A 15420-nucleotide genomic window follows, 5' to 3' on the forward strand; every position below is an offset into this window, starting at 1 on the left:
AGGCGTATCGAGGGCCAGGTCCGTCGGCGGTCCACTTGCGCAGGTGCACAAAAAAATCAAAAGCAGCCGGGCGAAATTGAGTAGAATAATGGTCTGGTCTCAATTTAAGTGATTGAAATTTCAGCTTTTTGTCAGAAATATGGATAGAGCAGACCATTAAACTACAGGCAGAATCAATATGCGAATTTTAGTAATCGAAGATGACAATATTCTGGGCTCGGCCCTGCAAGAGTTTCTGCGCGAACAGGGATATGCTGTTGATTGGGTCTCCAACGGGAGCCAGGTTTTTGGTGCGGTGTCTGGCCAGGTGTACCAATTGCTTCTCCTTGACCTGAATTTACCGGATATGAACGGGCTGGAGGTTCTCAAGCAATTGCGGGCGCAGGGGCACCAGGAGCCAACGCTGATTCTGACCGCCCGTGATGATGTCGAAGACCGGGTTGCCGGGCTTGACGCAGGCGCCGATGATTACGTGACCAAGCCGTTCGAGCTGTCCGAGCTTGCAGCCCGGGTGCGTACCTTTGCGCGGCGTCAGTCCGGTCAGTCCAGTCCGGTCATAGAGGTGGGGCCGCTGCAGTTTGATACAGTAGGCCGGGAAGTACGCGTCCATGGGGAGCGACTGAACCTGTCGGTGCGTGAGTTGTCGGTGCTCGAAATGCTGATGGCCCGTCCCGGAAGAGTGGTAACCAAGCGACAGATCGTCAATTCGCTTTCCGCCTGGGATGCCGATTTCAGCGAAAATGCGGTCGAAGTCTATGTATACCGGCTGCGCAAGCGCCTGGAGGGCACCGGCACATCAATCCAGACCGTACGCGGGTTTGGTTATCTTCTTGAAATCGACGATGCGGCTGGCGCTACGGATTGAGAAAACATTGAACCTGCCCGGGCGATGCTCTAGAATCGGCGGCAGGACTTCCTTTTCTCTTATTCCATGACCAATCCCAAACGTGGCAGTGCCCGGCGCAGCGGTTCTTTTCTTCAGAAAGGTTCCCTGTTTCGTCACTTGATCATCCGCCTGATCCCGGCACTGCTGGTTCTCATTATTCTGGATTTCAGCGCAACATTGTTGATTATGCAGGATGCGCTTGACTGGGTGGTCAAGGATATCTTCATTGTGATCATCATTGGGCAGTTGCTGCTGGTGGCGCTATTTGCCTGGCTGGTGTTCTATGGGGTGCGCTCGGGGCTGCGATCGGTCAATATGCTGGCCGGAGAAATTTCCCAACGCTCAGAAGAGGATCTGCAGCCCATTGAATTGCATAACGTGCCCACCGAGCTGCTGCCTTTGCTGGATCGGCTGAACGATTTGTTGCGCAAGCTGGATGAGTCCCTGGTGGCCCAGCGTCGCTTTATCGGCCACGCGGCGCATCAGTTTCGTACGCCTTTGGCCGGCCTGCGCCTCGAATCGGAGCTGATGCTGGCGCGCACACTGCCTGATGATGTCCGAGAGCGTGCCGAGAGAATCAAAACCATCAGCAACCGTCTTATCCACCTGGGGCAGCAGTTACTGGTGCTGGCCAGGGCAGATCCCGGCATTCGTCCCCAGGATGTTTTTACAAAAATCAATTTATGCGAATGGGTACAGAACGCCGGTCTGGAATGGGTGCCCAAGACGCGGCAGCATGGGGTTGATCTTGTTCTGGATGCCCCAGACACTGCGGTGTGGATAGACGGGGATGTATTGCTGCTGGAAGAGTTGCTGGGCAACCTGATCGACAATGCGCTCAAGTACGCCCAGGGGGCAAATAATATTACGCTGACTGTGGGATCCAACCCGCCATCGCTCACTGTGCGTGACGATGGTTGCGGCATTGATCCCGAGGATGCCGCGCAGATTTTCGATGCTTTTTACCGGTCACCCAAGGCAGGTGCCACAGGAACCGGACTGGGCCTGACAATCGTGCGCGAAATTACCCGTGCCCATGGCGCCTGGTGGAGCCTGCTGAGCCGCCCGCAAATCCACGGTACCCAGATTACCGTAATTTTTCCCGGACCACGTATCGGCACCCGGCTTACCCGTTCTAAGGTTGATAAATAATGCAACAGGATTCAAAGAAATCTCCTGGCGCCGGCATGCTGCTTGGCGCCCTGGGAGTGGTCTATGGCGATATCGGTACCAGTCCGTTATATACCATCCAGGCCAGCCTGAACGGTGCTGGCGTTGGCGTGGGTCAGGAAGCGGTACTGGGTATCCTGTCCATCCTGTTCTGGCTGGTCATGATCGTGGTCTCAGTCAAATATGTCATTCTTGTGCTGCGTGCAGACAATAAAGGCGAGGGCGGCGTGCTGGCGCTTATGGAGCTGGCAATTCGCAACATCAAACCCGGGTATCGGCCTATCCTGTTGGTGCTCGGCATATTCGGCGCCTGCCTGTTTTATGGTGACAGTGTGATCACCCCGGCCATTTCGGTGCTGTCGGCGCTGGAGGGCATCAGTGTCATTTCGGACCGGTTCGACCACTGGATTCTGCCGCTGTCGGTCGTCATCATGATCGGCTTGTTCATGATCCAGTCTCACGGTACGGGGCTGGTCGGCCGTCTGTTCGGGCCTATCATGTTTGTCTGGTTTCTGACGCTGGGATTGCTGGGTATCTGGAATATCATCGACAATCCGGTGGTGTTGCTGGCGCTGGAGCCGATATATGCCTTGCGCTTTATCATGAATGACCCGCTGCACAGTTTTCTGCTGCTTGGGTATGTTGTGCTGGCGCTGACCGGTGCCGAGGCGCTCTATGCCGATATGGGCCATTTCGGGCGGCCGGCCATCAGCCGGGCCTGGTTCTGGTTTGTGTTGCCTGCCTTGCTGCTTTGTTACTTCGGCCAGGGCGCCATGGTCATTCAGAACCCCGCCGCTGCGAAGAATCCGTTTTTCATGTCCGTGCCGGTCTGGGGACAAATTCCCATGGTCATTCTGGCGACCATGGCAACCATTATTGCCTCTCAGGCTGTCATTTCGGGTGCGTTTTCGGTCACGCGACAGGCGGTGCAGATTGGTCTGTGGCCGCGCATGGAAATCCTGCATACCTCCAGTGAGGCAGAAGGGCAGATTTACATGCCGCGCGTCAATGGGCTACTCTGTGTTGCGGTAATTGTTCTGGTGCTGGTCTTTCAGAGCTCTGAGAAACTTGCTCATGCATACGGCTTTGCCGTGACAGGTACGATGTTGATTACATCGATTCTGGCCTTCAGTGTAATGCCCGGAATGTATAAGGGGTTTCGTCGTACCTTTATTTACGTACTGCTTTGCATTTTTCTGATTATCGACGTACTGCTGTTTTCGGCCAATGCCATCAAGATCGAAGAGGGTGGCTGGCTGCCGTTGCTTATTGCATTGGGCCTGTTTACCCTGATGATGACCTGGCGCAAGGGACGGGAAAGGCTCGACAGAATTGATATTGACGAGGCGCAGCAGCTCAAGCCGTTTCTGAACATGCTGTTGCACGATACCGTGCCTCGCGTTCCGGGCACTGCGGTATTCATGCATTCGAATCCGCAGCGCGTGCCGTCAGCCCTGTTGCATAACCTGAAGCATAACAAGGTGTTGCATGAGCAATTGGTATTTTTGTCAGTGAAAAGTGCCGATGTGCCTTTTATCTCGCAGGCGGACCGGTTCGTGATTTCCGAGGTCGATGTTAATGCCTGGCAGGTCACGGCGACCTATGGGTTCAAACAGGAGCCCAATGTACCTGAAGTGCTCGAGCAGGTTCATGCGGCTCATCCGCAGATTGATCTGTCGCCGATGGTGGTGTCCTATTTCATGTCGCGCCAGACCATCATGGTGTCAAACCGTGCGCCATTGATCAAGCGCTATCGCCGCAGGCTGTTTGCCTTCATGTCTCGCAATGCAGCGCGCAGCACGCGCTTTTACAAGATTCCCCCCAACCGCGTGATCGAAATGGGAATACAGGTCGAACTGTAGCCCGGCGTGTCCGTTCTCTAGCTATTGAGGTGCTTGCGGCAAAGCTGGCAGGCGCAGGCAGTAAGGCAGTAAGGCAGTAAGGCAGCAATGACGCGGCAAGGTAGTAACTACCTTGCCAGGCAGATTGATCACATGCCAAAGTAGTAATGGTGGGGCAAGGCTGCAACAACGAGCATGGCATTTAACGACGTCGCACGGCACCCAGGGGGGGAGCGCATGCCGCTCAAGCTAGCACGGCGGCAGCTCCTTCGGTGCTTATGCAGCGCCTATGGGGGCGATGGGCTGGCAATTTCGAGCATTCGCGCAGATAAAACAAAACCGCCGGTTATGCCGGCGGTCTGTTTATGGCAGTGCGCAAAAATTTATTTACGACCGGCCGTGGTTTCAATGCGCATACGCAGTGCGTTCAGCTTGATGAATCCACCCGCATCTGCCTGATTGTATGCACCACCATCATCGTCGAAGGTCGCAATGGTTTTGTCAAACAAGGTGTCTTTCGAATCACGGGCGACTGTGTAGACATTGCCTTTGTACAGTTTCAGGCGTACCCAACCATTGACGAACTGTTGTGAGTGATCAATCAGCACCTGCAACGCCTTGCGTTCCGGAGACCACCAGTATCCGTTATAGACCAAAGCCGCATAGCGTGGCATCAGGTCGTCTTTCAGGTGGGCGACTTCGCGGTCAAGGGTAATGGACTCGATGGCGCGATGTCCGCGCAGCATGATGGTGCCGCCCGGTGTTTCGTAGCATCCGCGGGATTTCATGCCGACATAGCGGTTTTCGACCAGATCAAGACGGCCGATACCGTGCTTGCCACCCAGTTCGTTCAGTTTGGTCAGCACCTGGGCAGGCGTGAGTTTTTCGCCGTTGATGCCGATGATGTCGCCACCTTCGTATTCCAGATCGACATATTCCGGCGTATCGGGAGCCTGTTCGGGAGACACCGTCCAGCGCCACATGCTTTCTTCGGCTTCGGCCTTGGGATCTTCCAGGTGACGGCCCTCGAAGCTGATATGCAGCAGATTGGCGTCCATGGAATAGGGGGCGCCCCCATTCTTGTGCTTCATGTCAATTTCGATGCCTGCTTTTTCAGCATAGGACAGCAGTTTTTCACGCGACAGCAGGTCCCACTCGCGCCATGGCGCAATAACCTTGATAGACGGATTCAGCGCGTAATAGCCCAGTTCGAAACGAACCTGGTCGTTGCCTTTGCCGGTTGCGCCGTGTGATACGGAATCGGCGCCGACCTGACTGGCAATTTCAATCTGGCGTTTGGCGATCAGCGGACGGGCAATAGAGGTGCCCAGCAGGTATTCGCCTTCGTATACTGCATTGGCGCGAAACATGGGGAAAACGAAATCACGCACGAATTCTTCGCGTAAATCGTCAATGAAAATGTTCTCGGGCTTGATGCCGAATTTTTCAGCCTTGCGGCGTGCCGGCTCGAGCTCCTCGCCCTGTCCGATATCGGCGGTAAATGTAATGACTTCACACTGATAGGTGTCTTGCAGCCACTTCAGAATGACTGAGGTATCAAGACCGCCGGAGTAGGCGAGAACAACTTTTTTGACTTCGCTCATTAGGAACTCGTATATTTAGCAGGTTGTGAGAAATAGCAGTGTTGTCGGTCTGAGGCGGGCCGCCGGATGTCCGGCAGCGCGTGACGCTGCATCAGGGGTTTGTGGCAGCTATTGCCATGAAACCGTTGCTGCAGCGCGTGTCAGATGCGACGCATAGACGGTATTTTAACGCGTTTCATGATTGCTGACAGTTTCAGGCTTGTACGTCGGGCAATCGCCCGAGCAGCAGGAATTCCATCAAGGCTTTTTGTGCATGCAGACGGTTTTCTGCTTCGTCCCAGACAACACTTTGCGGACCGTCAATCACCTCGCCGGTGACTTCTTCGCCACGGTGCGCAGGCAGGCAATGCATGAACAACGCATCCGATTGCGCAGCCTGCATGACCTGGTTGTTGACCTGCCAGTTTTTGAATGCGCGTTTGCGCTTTTCGTTTTCTTCTTCGTAGCCCATGCTGGTCCACACGTCGGTGGTAACCAGACTGGCGCCGCGGCATGCTGCGGCCGGGTCGTCAAACTGTTCCAGCACATCGCTGGACACCCCGGCAATCCGGTCTTCTTCGAGGCGGTAACCTTTGGGGGCAGAGACATGCATCTTGAATCCCAGCAATTGGGCCGCCTGAATCCAGGTGTAGGCCATATTGTTGGCGTCACCAATCCAGGCAACGGTTTTGCCCTTGATGGCGCCGCGATGCTCCATATAAGTCAGGATATCGGCCAGAATCTGGCAGGGATGAAATTCGTTGGTCAGCCCGTTGATGACCGGTACCCGTGAGTGGGCGGCAAAGCGCTCAATACGTGTCTGTTCAAAGGTGCGGATCATGATGATATCAACCATTCGCGAGATCACTCTTGCGGTATCTTCTATCGGTTCGGCGCGGCCCAGCTGCGAATCGGTGGTGGTCAGGTGAATGACCGAACCGCCCATTTGGTACATGCCGGCCTCAAACGATACACGGGTGCGGGTGCTGGCTTTTTCAAACACCATGGCCAGCGTACGATCGTGCAGCGGCATATGCGGTTCGTATCGCTTGAATTTGCTTTTGATGATCAGCGCGCGATTGAGCACGTAGAGGAGTTCGTCAGAAGTAAAGTCTTTGATCTGCAGGAAATGCCGCATCGGGCCGGTCGATTGCAAGGTTGTCATGGCAGGATGATTCAGTCGCTAACGTAAACAAATAAACAGGTAAAAAAATAAAACAGAAAACCCGTAGTAGACAGGAAAAAGAAAAAATACGACTCCCGGCGGCACCCTATGGGGGAGACGTCAGGCGCTTGTCTTGAGAGGGAATGGGCGTGTTCCGGTGCCGGGATATATCTGTTGTTTCTTTCATATAACCCGGCAAATTGCCGATGCCGCCAGACGCTATCATATACAATTCTGTCTTTAGTATATCTTTGTTCTCTGACGGTTTTTATCGCAAGAGACTTTTTCTTGAAGATAATTGAAGTGCAACAATTAATTATCCACGGAGTTACCGAAGAAGGCCAGCGCTTTCGCCCGAGCGACTGGGCGGAACGGCTCGCCGGCGTGATGTCGCACTTTCGACCCGGCGGCAATGTTGGTCCGGGAAATCACATTACCTATTCGCCCTATGTTGTGCCCAATATCATTGATGGCGTCAAATGTGTGATTGTTGACTTTCGCCTGCGCGAACTCGAACCTCTGGCCTGGAAATTTGTCGCTGACTTTGCTAAAGACAACAAACTCAAAACGTCCGAACGGACACGCTGATTTTTCTTTGGCCTTTCCCTTTTATCCCAGGCTTTTCCGACTCGTCCTTATTTCACCATCTGACCTTGTAAATCAGGGTGTGGACGCGCGTGCGTAGCTTGCGGGCGGTCGGATGTGACCGACGCGGTTGCAGTGATGTATTGCGGGATCGTCAGGCGCAAATAAACTGTCGCGGCGGCCGTTGGCCAGAAAGCGCGACTCCGACTAGTAGGGGAGGGACTGCATGGTGGGGCGTATATCGGTATATGGCCGAAAGCCGACAAAGCATAAAGCGCGGCCCAAAGCCACGCTTTATGATTACCATTGACGCAAACCGTGAAGCTTGCCGGTATTTGGTGCGATGCGGCTTGGCGCGCGCTATCGCTTATCCTGCCCCGGCAAGGTACTGCCAGAGATGCAGATCAGGCGCTGATTGAGCGGATTGCAGCAGACAGGCGGCTTTTGTGACGAGCAGCTTTGTTTTTATGGATGATTTTTTTGTCGGCTATGCGATCAATAACGCTGGTTGTCTTGGCAAACACTTCGTTTGCGGCAGCCTGGTCGCCGGCATCAATTGCCTGACGTACGCGTTTGACAGACGTGCGCAGCAGTGAGCGCAGGCTGGAGTTGTGTTTGTTACGAGCAACGGATTGACGTGCACGTTTGCGTGCTTGTGCAGTATTGGCCATGGTAGTTCTTTAATTAAGTTAATTCAGCAAAGTCTGGTAGTTTAGCATATCCTTCGTTTTATGCAAGAAATCTGTGCAAAAACACTGGTTTACGCCGTATTTTTACAGATTTGTGCGCTCAGGGCAACACCAATCCCGCCCGGGCGGCCCCAGATCCGGCATTCCGTTGTCGGCGCGGGCTTCGGTGTGTCAGCGACGCCGCGTGAAATCGGCTGGCCGAAACCCTGCCATGAACAGCGCAGCAAAGTACACCAGCCCGCAGGAGGCCAGCAGGACCATTAACGCCAGCAGGCGCGACAGGGTAAAGGCCACATGTGCGGGCAAGAGCTGCGCCAGTTCACCGTTGATCCATGCGTTGATGGTGCCCGGAGTCAGGGCGGTCCAGCTCATATATTGCTGCAGAAACAGAATCCACAAGGCCAATGCAACCACGGCGGGCGTCAGTCTTGCGAAAAACGCCAGCCACCCGGCGCGAGGCTGGTAAATGTTCTTGCGGCGCAGTCCGACCAGCAGGCACAATGCGTTCACTGTTGCGCCCAGTCCGATGGACAGCGCCAGGCCGGCGTGGTGGATGAACGGGACAAAAATGAGATTCATGATTTGGGTAAAAATAAGTACGCCAATGGCAATTTTCACCGGTGTGCGAATGTCCTGTTTGGCGTAGAAACCAGGCGCCAGGATCTTGACGGCCAGAATGCCGATCAGCCCGACCGCGTATGCCATGACCGATAGGCGGGTTTGCTGTACGTCGGCGGCATTGAAGGCGCCGTAATTGAACAGGGTGGCAACCAGCGCGTCCGACGCCAGCGCCAGCCCCAGGGCGGCGGGCAATCCGAATAGCAGCACCAGTTTCAGGCCCCAATCGAGCAGATGGCTATAGGCCTGAGTATCCTGTTTGCTATGTGCAGCCGACAGGCTGGGCAATAGCACTGTCCCCAGCGCAACCCCCAACAGGGCTGTAGGAAATTCCATCAGCCGGTCGGCAAACGATAGCCAGGTGACGCTGCCGGCGGGCAACCAGGTGGCAATGTTGGTGTTGATCAGAATAGAGATCTGGGCGACCGACACACCCAATGTCGCCGGTCCCATCTGGCGGATGATCCTGCGCACCAGCGGATCGGCCCAGGCGGTTTTGACATTCAAAGAAACCCGGGGTGTCAGCCCCAGTCTTGCCAGGGCTATCCATTGCATGATCAGTTGGGCGACACCGCCAAGCATGACACCTACGGCCAGGGCGTAAACGGGGGTCGCAAACATGTCCGTAAACAGCACGCAGGCCAGGATCATCGACAGATTCAGCAGGATGGGCGTGAACGCCGGGATAGCAAACCGGCTCCAGGTGTTGAGCACCGCAGAGGCAAAGGCGACCAGTGACATGCACAGGATATATGGGAACATCACCCGGGTCATCCACACAGCCGATTCAAACGCGGTATCAGTGGATGCGTGAGACATCCCGGTGGCCATCGCGGTAACAACCCACGGCGCAGCAATAATGCCCAGGACGGTGATCAGCATCAGCGCATAAAGCAGTACGATAAATACGTGATCCAGCAGCACCTTGACCTTGTCCTGGTCGTGTCGGTTACGTGCTTCGCCAAGAATCGGCACGAACGCTTGCGAGAAAGCGCCTTCCGCGAACAGGCGGCGCAACAGGTTGGGAATCCGGAATGCAACCCAGAACGCGTCGGTCAGTGGGCTGGCGCCGAAGGTTCGGGCAACCAGGATATCGCGGGCCAGGCCCGAAATGCGCGACAGCAGGGTGAGGCCGCTGATGGTGGCGGCAGACCGTAAAAGGCTCATGGATTTGTCATAAAAAAACAAGGCACGTGAATATTACGCCTTTGGCGAACTCACGTGCCTGTGATTGGGATGACAGTAAAAATTATTTTGGCGCAAGCCGGATGGCGCCATCAAGCCGAATGGTCTCGCCGTTGATCATTTCGTTGGTGATGATGCTATAGACCAGTTTGGCGTAATCCTGTGGTGTGCCCAGGCGGGAGGGGAAGGGAATATTTGCCGCCAGTGAATCCTGAACTTCCTGGGGCATGCCAAAAATCATGGGCGTGCCGAAAATGCCGGGAGCAATGGTATTGCAGCGGATGCCGGAGCGGGCCAGATCGCGCGCAACGGGCAATGTCATGCCGACGACACCGGCTTTTGAAGCCGAATAGGCAGCCTGGCCAATCTGCCCTTCGTAGGCAGCCACCGATGCTGTGTTGATGATGACGCCGCGTTCCCCTGTGGATTCCGGTTCGTTGTTGCTCATGGCGCTTGCGGCCAGACGCAACATATTGAATGAACCAATCAGGTTCACGGAGATGACTTTTTGGAAAAGATCAAGAGGGTGCGCCCCGGTTTTGCCAACCGTACGCGAAGCAGGGGCGATGCCGGCGCAATTGACCAGGCCAACCAGTTTTCCGGCAGCCGTGGCGGCGTTCACGACGGCGCTGGCGTCTTCTTCACGGGTGACGTCACAGTGCACATATTGCTGGTTCAGTTCGCTGGCAAGCTGCTGGCCCGGCTCATCCTGAACATCGGCAATAATAACTCGTGCACCCTGTTCGACCAGCATTCTTGCCGTGCCGGCGCCAAGGCCCGATGCACCACCGGTGACGATAAAAACTTTATCCCTGATTTCCATTTACTTTCCTCGCGACGTTAGGATTGGCTTAACGCTTGTTCGATACGGTGGGTAATTTCCTCTACCTTGCCGACGCCTGAAATATGGACGTATTGCGGCGCCTTGGAGTCATTCTGTGCGGCCCAGTCGGAATAGTACTTGACCAGGGGCCGAGTCTGATTGCGATAGACTTCCAGGCGCTTTCTGACGGTTTCTTCCTGATCGTCATCGCGCTGCACCAGTGTTTCGCCGGTCAGGTCGTCCTTGCCTTGCACTTTGGGCGGGTTGAACCGCAGATGATAGGTACGTCCGCTGGCAGGGTGTACACGACGCCCGCTCATGCGCTCAATGATATCCTCTTCGGGAACATCGATTTCAATGACGTAATCCAGGCCGATATCGGCATTTTTCAAAGCATCTGCTTGTGGAATGGTGCGTGGAAAACCATCAAACAGGTAACCCTTTTTGCAGTCATCTTCAAGCAGGCGGTCTTTGACCAGCCGGATAATAATGTCGTCGGACACCAGTCCGCCATTATCCATCACTTGTTTCGCTTCCAGGCCGACAGGAGTTTGGGCTTTGACCGCTGCACGCAACATGTCGCCCGTGGAAATTTGCGGAATACCGTATTTCCGGGTGATAAAAGTTGCCTGAGTGCCTTTGCCTGCGCCTGGTGGCCCTAACAAAATGAGACGCATGGATCCCTCCTGAATGTTGTTATGTGTTACTAACGGAATGCTATTTTATATGATGCATTGCAAAATTAAACCGAGTTGCGGTAAAAACCGCGAACTCGTTCAAGATCTTCCTGAGTATCAATGCCTGGCATGGGGGCGTTGGCCGTTACCAGCACGTGAATGCGGAAGCCGTGCTCCAGTGCCCGGAGCTGTTCGAGTGACTCGAAGGTTTCCAGCGCTCCCTGAGTGAGGGACGGAAAAATTTTCAGGAACCCGCTACGATAAGCGTATAACCCAATATGATGCAATGCGGGAAAACCTGTAGGCAGTGCGGATGGTTCGGTCCCGGAATCGGTGTTATCGGCAGCAAAATGGTTGCGCGCCCACGGAATGGGCGCACGGGAAAAATACAGCGCGTATTGGTCAGACGAGCAAACGACCTTGACAATATTCGGATTGAAAAAGTCTTGCCGATCAGCCAGCGGATAGGCGCAGGTTGATATGGCTGCAGCGCTGTGGGCCAGCAGATCTGCTGCCGTCAAATTGATGATATCCGGTTCGATCATAGGCTCATCGCCCTGAACGTTAACGATGACCTGGTCATCCGGCAGTGCCAACTGAGCAACCACTTCGGCCAGCCTGTCGGTGCCCGACGGATGGTCTGCACGGGTGAGCAAAGGCGTATAGCCATGGTGGCGTACAACGTCGGCAATGTGCTGGTCATCTGTGGCGATATAAACCTGACTGGCCGCAGAGCGCGCTGCCTGCTGGGCGGTGCGCACGACCATGGGAAGACCGCCGATATCGGCCAGCATTTTGCCGGGCAGCCGGGTAGAGGCGGCGCGCGCCGGCACGATAACGATAAAGCCCGTCATCTTAGTGTGTGGTGCCGGGCGTGGCGGATCCCGATGGGGACCCGGTTGTCTTGCTGTCAGTCTGCTTTTGCGTCGGTTCTGCGGCAGACTCGTTCGGGTCCTGGGGACGAGCCGTTGCTGCCGATGCGCCGTGATTCTGGCTGAGCGCGCGCGCTTCTTCCTTAAGCATAGTGGGTATGCCGTTTCTGATAGGGTAGGCCAGTTGGTCGTACTGACAGATCAGTTCCTGCTCACTCTGGTCATGACGCAGGGGGCTGTTGCATAGCGGGCAGACGAGGAGCTTGAGAAAATGCGTGTCCATAGTAAGTGTGATGTAATCGGTTGAATGGGTCAGTATACCGGTAATGATTTGAGTTGTTCCGTGATTCGGTCAAAAAAAACTGCATCGGAAAACCGCGGGGCAACCTCCATGCTCCACAGGCGCTCGTCCTGCATGGCCCCGCATTTGGCTGCGTCCTTGGCCGTCATCAGAACAACGTCGGCATCAATGGCATAAATCTCGGTCTCTGAATAGGCGTGGTGATCGGGAAAGGCAATGGTCTGATCCACGACAATACCAGCATGCGCCAGCGTCCTGAAAAATCGTGGCGGATGACCGATGCCGGCAATGGCAGCAATGCGCTGTCCCTGGTGTGCCGTCGCCCATTGCGCTGGCGACATGCTGTAGCCGGAGCGCAAATGAACCATACGAGTCGGGTGCAATTGCATGGTCACCTGTCGCGGCTTGTGCTGCCCGCTACGGTCGGCTTTGTCTTGTAGCATTGCAACGGGTTCGTCCGCAGGGACATTAATGACCAAATAATCGACCGATGCCAGTCTTGTGGCCGGTTCGCGCAGGGGTCCCGCAGGCAGCAGGCGACCATTGCCGATGCCGCGGCTATCCTGCACCGCAATCTCGATGTCGCGCCCGAGGGCCAGGTGCTGGAGGCCATCGTCGGCGATGATCACCGTGGTATCCGGATACTGTTGCAGCAGGCAACGCGCCGCCCGCGTCCGGTCCGGGTGTATCGCGACGGGCGCGACGCGTGCAAGCATGGCGGGTTCATCGCCCAGGTAGGCCGCATCGACCTGGGCGCCGTGCCCATGGCGAGGCTCGGGACCGGGGTTGATGCCGTAGCCGCGGCTGACTACGCCAGGCTGCCAGCCGCGTTGTCGCAACGCAGCGATCAGGCTCAGAACAAATGGCGTTTTGCCGGTGCCGCCAACGAAAATATTGCCTACTACGATCACCGGGACCGGCAGGCGATTCGGTTTTTTCAAGCCGTGCCTGTACAGGCCTGTCCGGACGGCAACGGCCAGGCGCGTGACCCATGACAGCGGTAGCAGCATGTTCGATAGCGGCCCGCCATTTTGCCATTGGTGCAGCACAGTGTCGGTCAGGGAAGATTTTTTTTTCAGTACCATGGTCGAGTTTGAGACTGGCGTCCGGTAAAATCGGCAACGGCCAGTGTACTTGTTTTCTAGTGCCGGAAAAGGGCTTGGCGAGTTCGTAATGCAACGATGGTGATTCGGACCGATTACGGCCCATTGTCATCAATGAGGCAGGATATCATGAACATTATCGCATCAAAACCAGACCGGGCTTTTTGAGCGAGTCGGCGTTTGCGCCGATGGTCGATTGCACAAATCGCCGGTCTTGACAGGAACGGCCAGATCATGCAATGCACAAAATAGGCAGTTGGCGATGGTGTCAAAATTGGCAAATGTAACTACTCACATTTTCTGTGGATAATTCTGTGAATAAGATGCTGTAATGGCGTATCTACACAAGTGCGGGGCTTGTTTGCTTAATCATTGTGCAATTTAATTGAAATATTTAATTTTGTTTAAATTCAATAGGTTAAAAGATATTTCTCACAAATCAAATCAGGAAGCCATTGTAATGCGCCGAAAAAAAGCCCAGGCTCTTGATTTTTAATTTTTGTGGACAGTTTGGAATTGGAATTTTGGAAAATCAGGAAAATTACGACGCCTTGTCAAGCGAAAAAATGTTATCGGTCGCGCAACTGAACCGGCGCGTTGGCCGGCTGCTTGAAGAGGGCGTGCCCACGCTGTGGGTTACGGGCGAAATCTCCAATTTTGTCCGCGCCTCGTCCGGCCATTGGTATTTCACTCTCAAAGACGATCGCGCGTCGGTGCGTGCCGTCATGTTTCGCGGCAAGACCGCACAGCTTGATTTTGTGCCTGCTTCGGGAGATCGGATCGACGTACGTGCCCGCGTCTCGTTGTATGAACCTCGCGGCGACTACCAGTTGCAGGTGGAGTCGCTACGTCGGGCGGGTCAGGGCAATCTGTATGAACAATTTCTGGCCATTCGCGCCCGCCTTCAGGAAGAAGGCCTGCTGGATGCGTCTCGCAAACGTCCATTGCCGGCATTTGCCCGTCGCGTTGGCGTCATCACCTCGCTGGGGGCTGCCGCCTTGCAGGATGTGCTCAGCGCGCTCACGCGCCGGGCGCCGCATGTGAGTATCGTGATCTACCCGACCACGGTACAGGGCAGGGATGCCGCCACCGAAATCATGAGCGCCCTGGCGCAGGCCCAGATGCGCAATGAAGTAGACGTCTTGCTGCTGGTTCGTGGCGGCGGCAGTATGGAAGATCTTTGGAGTTTCAACGATGAATCGCTGGCGCGACTGATTGCGGCCAGCCGGATTCCGGTGGTGTCGGGTGTAGGGCACGAAACAGACTTTACGATCGCCGACTTTGTCGCAGACCTGCGCGCGCCCACCCCCACGGCTGCCGCAGAGTTGGTTTGCCGGCCCCGGCAGGATATTCTGAATGATATTGCCGGCTTGACGGGCAGGCTGTCGCGGCACCAGCAGCGTATGCTGGAACATTACAGTTTGCGGCTGGATCGCCTGACGGGGCGGCTGGTGTCGCCGGCGCAGAAGATCCGTGCCGATCGGGTGCGAGTCGTGCATGCGGTCAGGCAGCTGGATGGCGGTTTGCGAACCGGCTTGACTCATAAAAGGAATCGGGTTGCCCTGCTGACCCAGGCGCTGGAACACACTGCGCCCCAGGTAACGCACGCGCGCAACCGGGTTGCAACCCTGCTGGCGCGCCTGGATCGCGCGACAGACCGCGTCATCAGCCAAACCCAGCGCCGTTTCGAGCGTGCGCAAACACAATTTGAAACCATCAATCCGCGTGCCGTGCTGGGACGCGGTTACGCCATCGTCTATGATGAAGCAGGGCACGTGCAGCGTGACCCCGGCGCACTGCATGATGGACAGACCCTGAAGGTGGAACTGGAGAAAGGTACGCAGCAAGTCAGGGTCATTCCCAATCGCAGCTAGAATTTAAGGTATCATCAGAGAACCTTTTTCACTTTGACAAGGAGATCT

The 15420-nt window shown here is 55.5% G+C and carries 14 protein-coding genes; 5 read left to right on the plus strand and 9 right to left on the minus strand.

Features of this window, described 5'->3' with window-relative positions:
• The first annotated feature begins 178 nt into the window (after positions 1 to 178).
• From EV681_RS19115 to EV681_RS19125, 3 genes are all read left to right on the plus strand, one after another.
• Positions 179 to 865, plus strand: a complete 687-nt coding sequence (locus EV681_RS19115; protein ID WP_128396810.1) for a response regulator — start codon at positions 179 to 181, stop codon at positions 863 to 865.
• A gap of 66 nt (positions 866 to 931) precedes the next feature.
• Positions 932 to 2038 carry a sensor histidine kinase gene (locus EV681_RS19120; RefSeq protein WP_128396811.1) on the plus strand — a complete coding sequence of 369 codons (1107 nt, stop codon included), beginning with the start codon at positions 932 to 934 and terminating at the stop codon, positions 2036 to 2038.
• Complete coding sequence (locus tag EV681_RS19125) at positions 2038 to 3918, plus strand: potassium transporter Kup (RefSeq protein ID WP_128396812.1); 1881 nt, start codon at positions 2038 to 2040, stop codon at positions 3916 to 3918. The genes EV681_RS19120 and EV681_RS19125 overlap by 1 nt, the downstream gene beginning before the upstream one ends.
• 362 nt (positions 3919 to 4280) lie before the next feature.
• Here EV681_RS19125 and EV681_RS19130 read toward each other — a convergent pair whose 3' ends face one another.
• Positions 4281 to 5501, minus strand: a complete 1221-nt coding sequence (locus EV681_RS19130; RefSeq protein ID WP_130304881.1) for an argininosuccinate synthase — start codon at positions 5499 to 5501, stop codon at positions 4281 to 4283.
• 193 nt (positions 5502 to 5694) lie between these two features.
• Positions 5695 to 6645 carry an ornithine carbamoyltransferase gene (gene argF / locus EV681_RS19135; protein WP_128396814.1) on the minus strand — a complete coding sequence of 317 codons (951 nt, stop codon included), beginning with the start codon at positions 6643 to 6645 and terminating at the stop codon, positions 5695 to 5697.
• A gap of 288 nt (positions 6646 to 6933) precedes the next feature.
• Here argF and EV681_RS22735 point away from each other — a divergent pair, with 288 nt between their 5' ends.
• Positions 6934 to 7233, plus strand: a complete 300-nt coding sequence (locus tag EV681_RS22735; protein WP_014751133.1) for a DUF3579 domain-containing protein — start codon at positions 6934 to 6936, stop codon at positions 7231 to 7233.
• A 401-nt stretch (positions 7234 to 7634) separates the two neighbouring features.
• Here EV681_RS22735 and rpsT read toward each other — a convergent pair whose 3' ends face one another.
• The 7 genes from rpsT to lpxK form a co-directional block, all read right to left on the minus strand.
• The gene (rpsT, locus tag EV681_RS19145) at positions 7635 to 7901 is read right to left on the minus strand and encodes a 30S ribosomal protein S20 (RefSeq protein WP_128396816.1); all 267 of its coding nucleotides are present in this window, start codon (positions 7899 to 7901) and stop codon (positions 7635 to 7637) included.
• A 189-nt stretch (positions 7902 to 8090) separates the two neighbouring features.
• Positions 8091 to 9704, minus strand: a complete 1614-nt coding sequence (gene murJ / locus EV681_RS19150) for a murein biosynthesis integral membrane protein MurJ (protein ID WP_130304882.1) — start codon at positions 9702 to 9704, stop codon at positions 8091 to 8093.
• Positions 9705 to 9786: 82 nt separating this feature from the next.
• Positions 9787 to 10545: a 3-hydroxyacyl-CoA dehydrogenase gene (locus EV681_RS19155; RefSeq protein ID WP_128396818.1), complete on the minus strand. Its 759-nt coding sequence runs from the start codon at positions 10543 to 10545 to the stop codon at positions 9787 to 9789.
• A 17-nt stretch (positions 10546 to 10562) separates the two neighbouring features.
• The gene (adk, locus tag EV681_RS19160) at positions 10563 to 11222 is read right to left on the minus strand and encodes an adenylate kinase (protein ID WP_128396819.1); all 660 of its coding nucleotides are present in this window, start codon (positions 11220 to 11222) and stop codon (positions 10563 to 10565) included.
• A gap of 65 nt (positions 11223 to 11287) precedes the next feature.
• Positions 11288 to 12076: a 3-deoxy-manno-octulosonate cytidylyltransferase gene (gene kdsB / locus EV681_RS19165; protein ID WP_128396820.1), complete on the minus strand. Its 789-nt coding sequence runs from the start codon at positions 12074 to 12076 to the stop codon at positions 11288 to 11290.
• A 1-nt stretch (position 12077) separates the two neighbouring features.
• Positions 12078 to 12377: a Trm112 family protein gene (locus EV681_RS22800; RefSeq protein ID WP_130304883.1), complete on the minus strand. Its 300-nt coding sequence runs from the start codon at positions 12375 to 12377 to the stop codon at positions 12078 to 12080.
• Between the two features lie 29 nt (positions 12378 to 12406).
• Positions 12407 to 13480, minus strand: a complete 1074-nt coding sequence (gene lpxK / locus EV681_RS19175) for a tetraacyldisaccharide 4'-kinase (RefSeq protein ID WP_128396822.1) — start codon at positions 13478 to 13480, stop codon at positions 12407 to 12409.
• A gap of 584 nt (positions 13481 to 14064) precedes the next feature.
• Here lpxK and xseA point away from each other — a divergent pair.
• Positions 14065 to 15372 (plus strand): exodeoxyribonuclease VII large subunit, encoded by a 1308-nt coding sequence (gene xseA, locus EV681_RS19180; RefSeq protein WP_165393157.1) that lies wholly within the window; start codon positions 14065 to 14067, stop codon positions 15370 to 15372.
• The last annotated feature ends 48 nt before the right edge of the window (positions 15373 to 15420 follow it).

This window comes from Advenella incenata, from assembly GCF_004217095.1.
GTDB classification, from domain to species: Bacteria; Pseudomonadota; Gammaproteobacteria; order Burkholderiales; family Burkholderiaceae_B; genus Advenella; species Advenella incenata.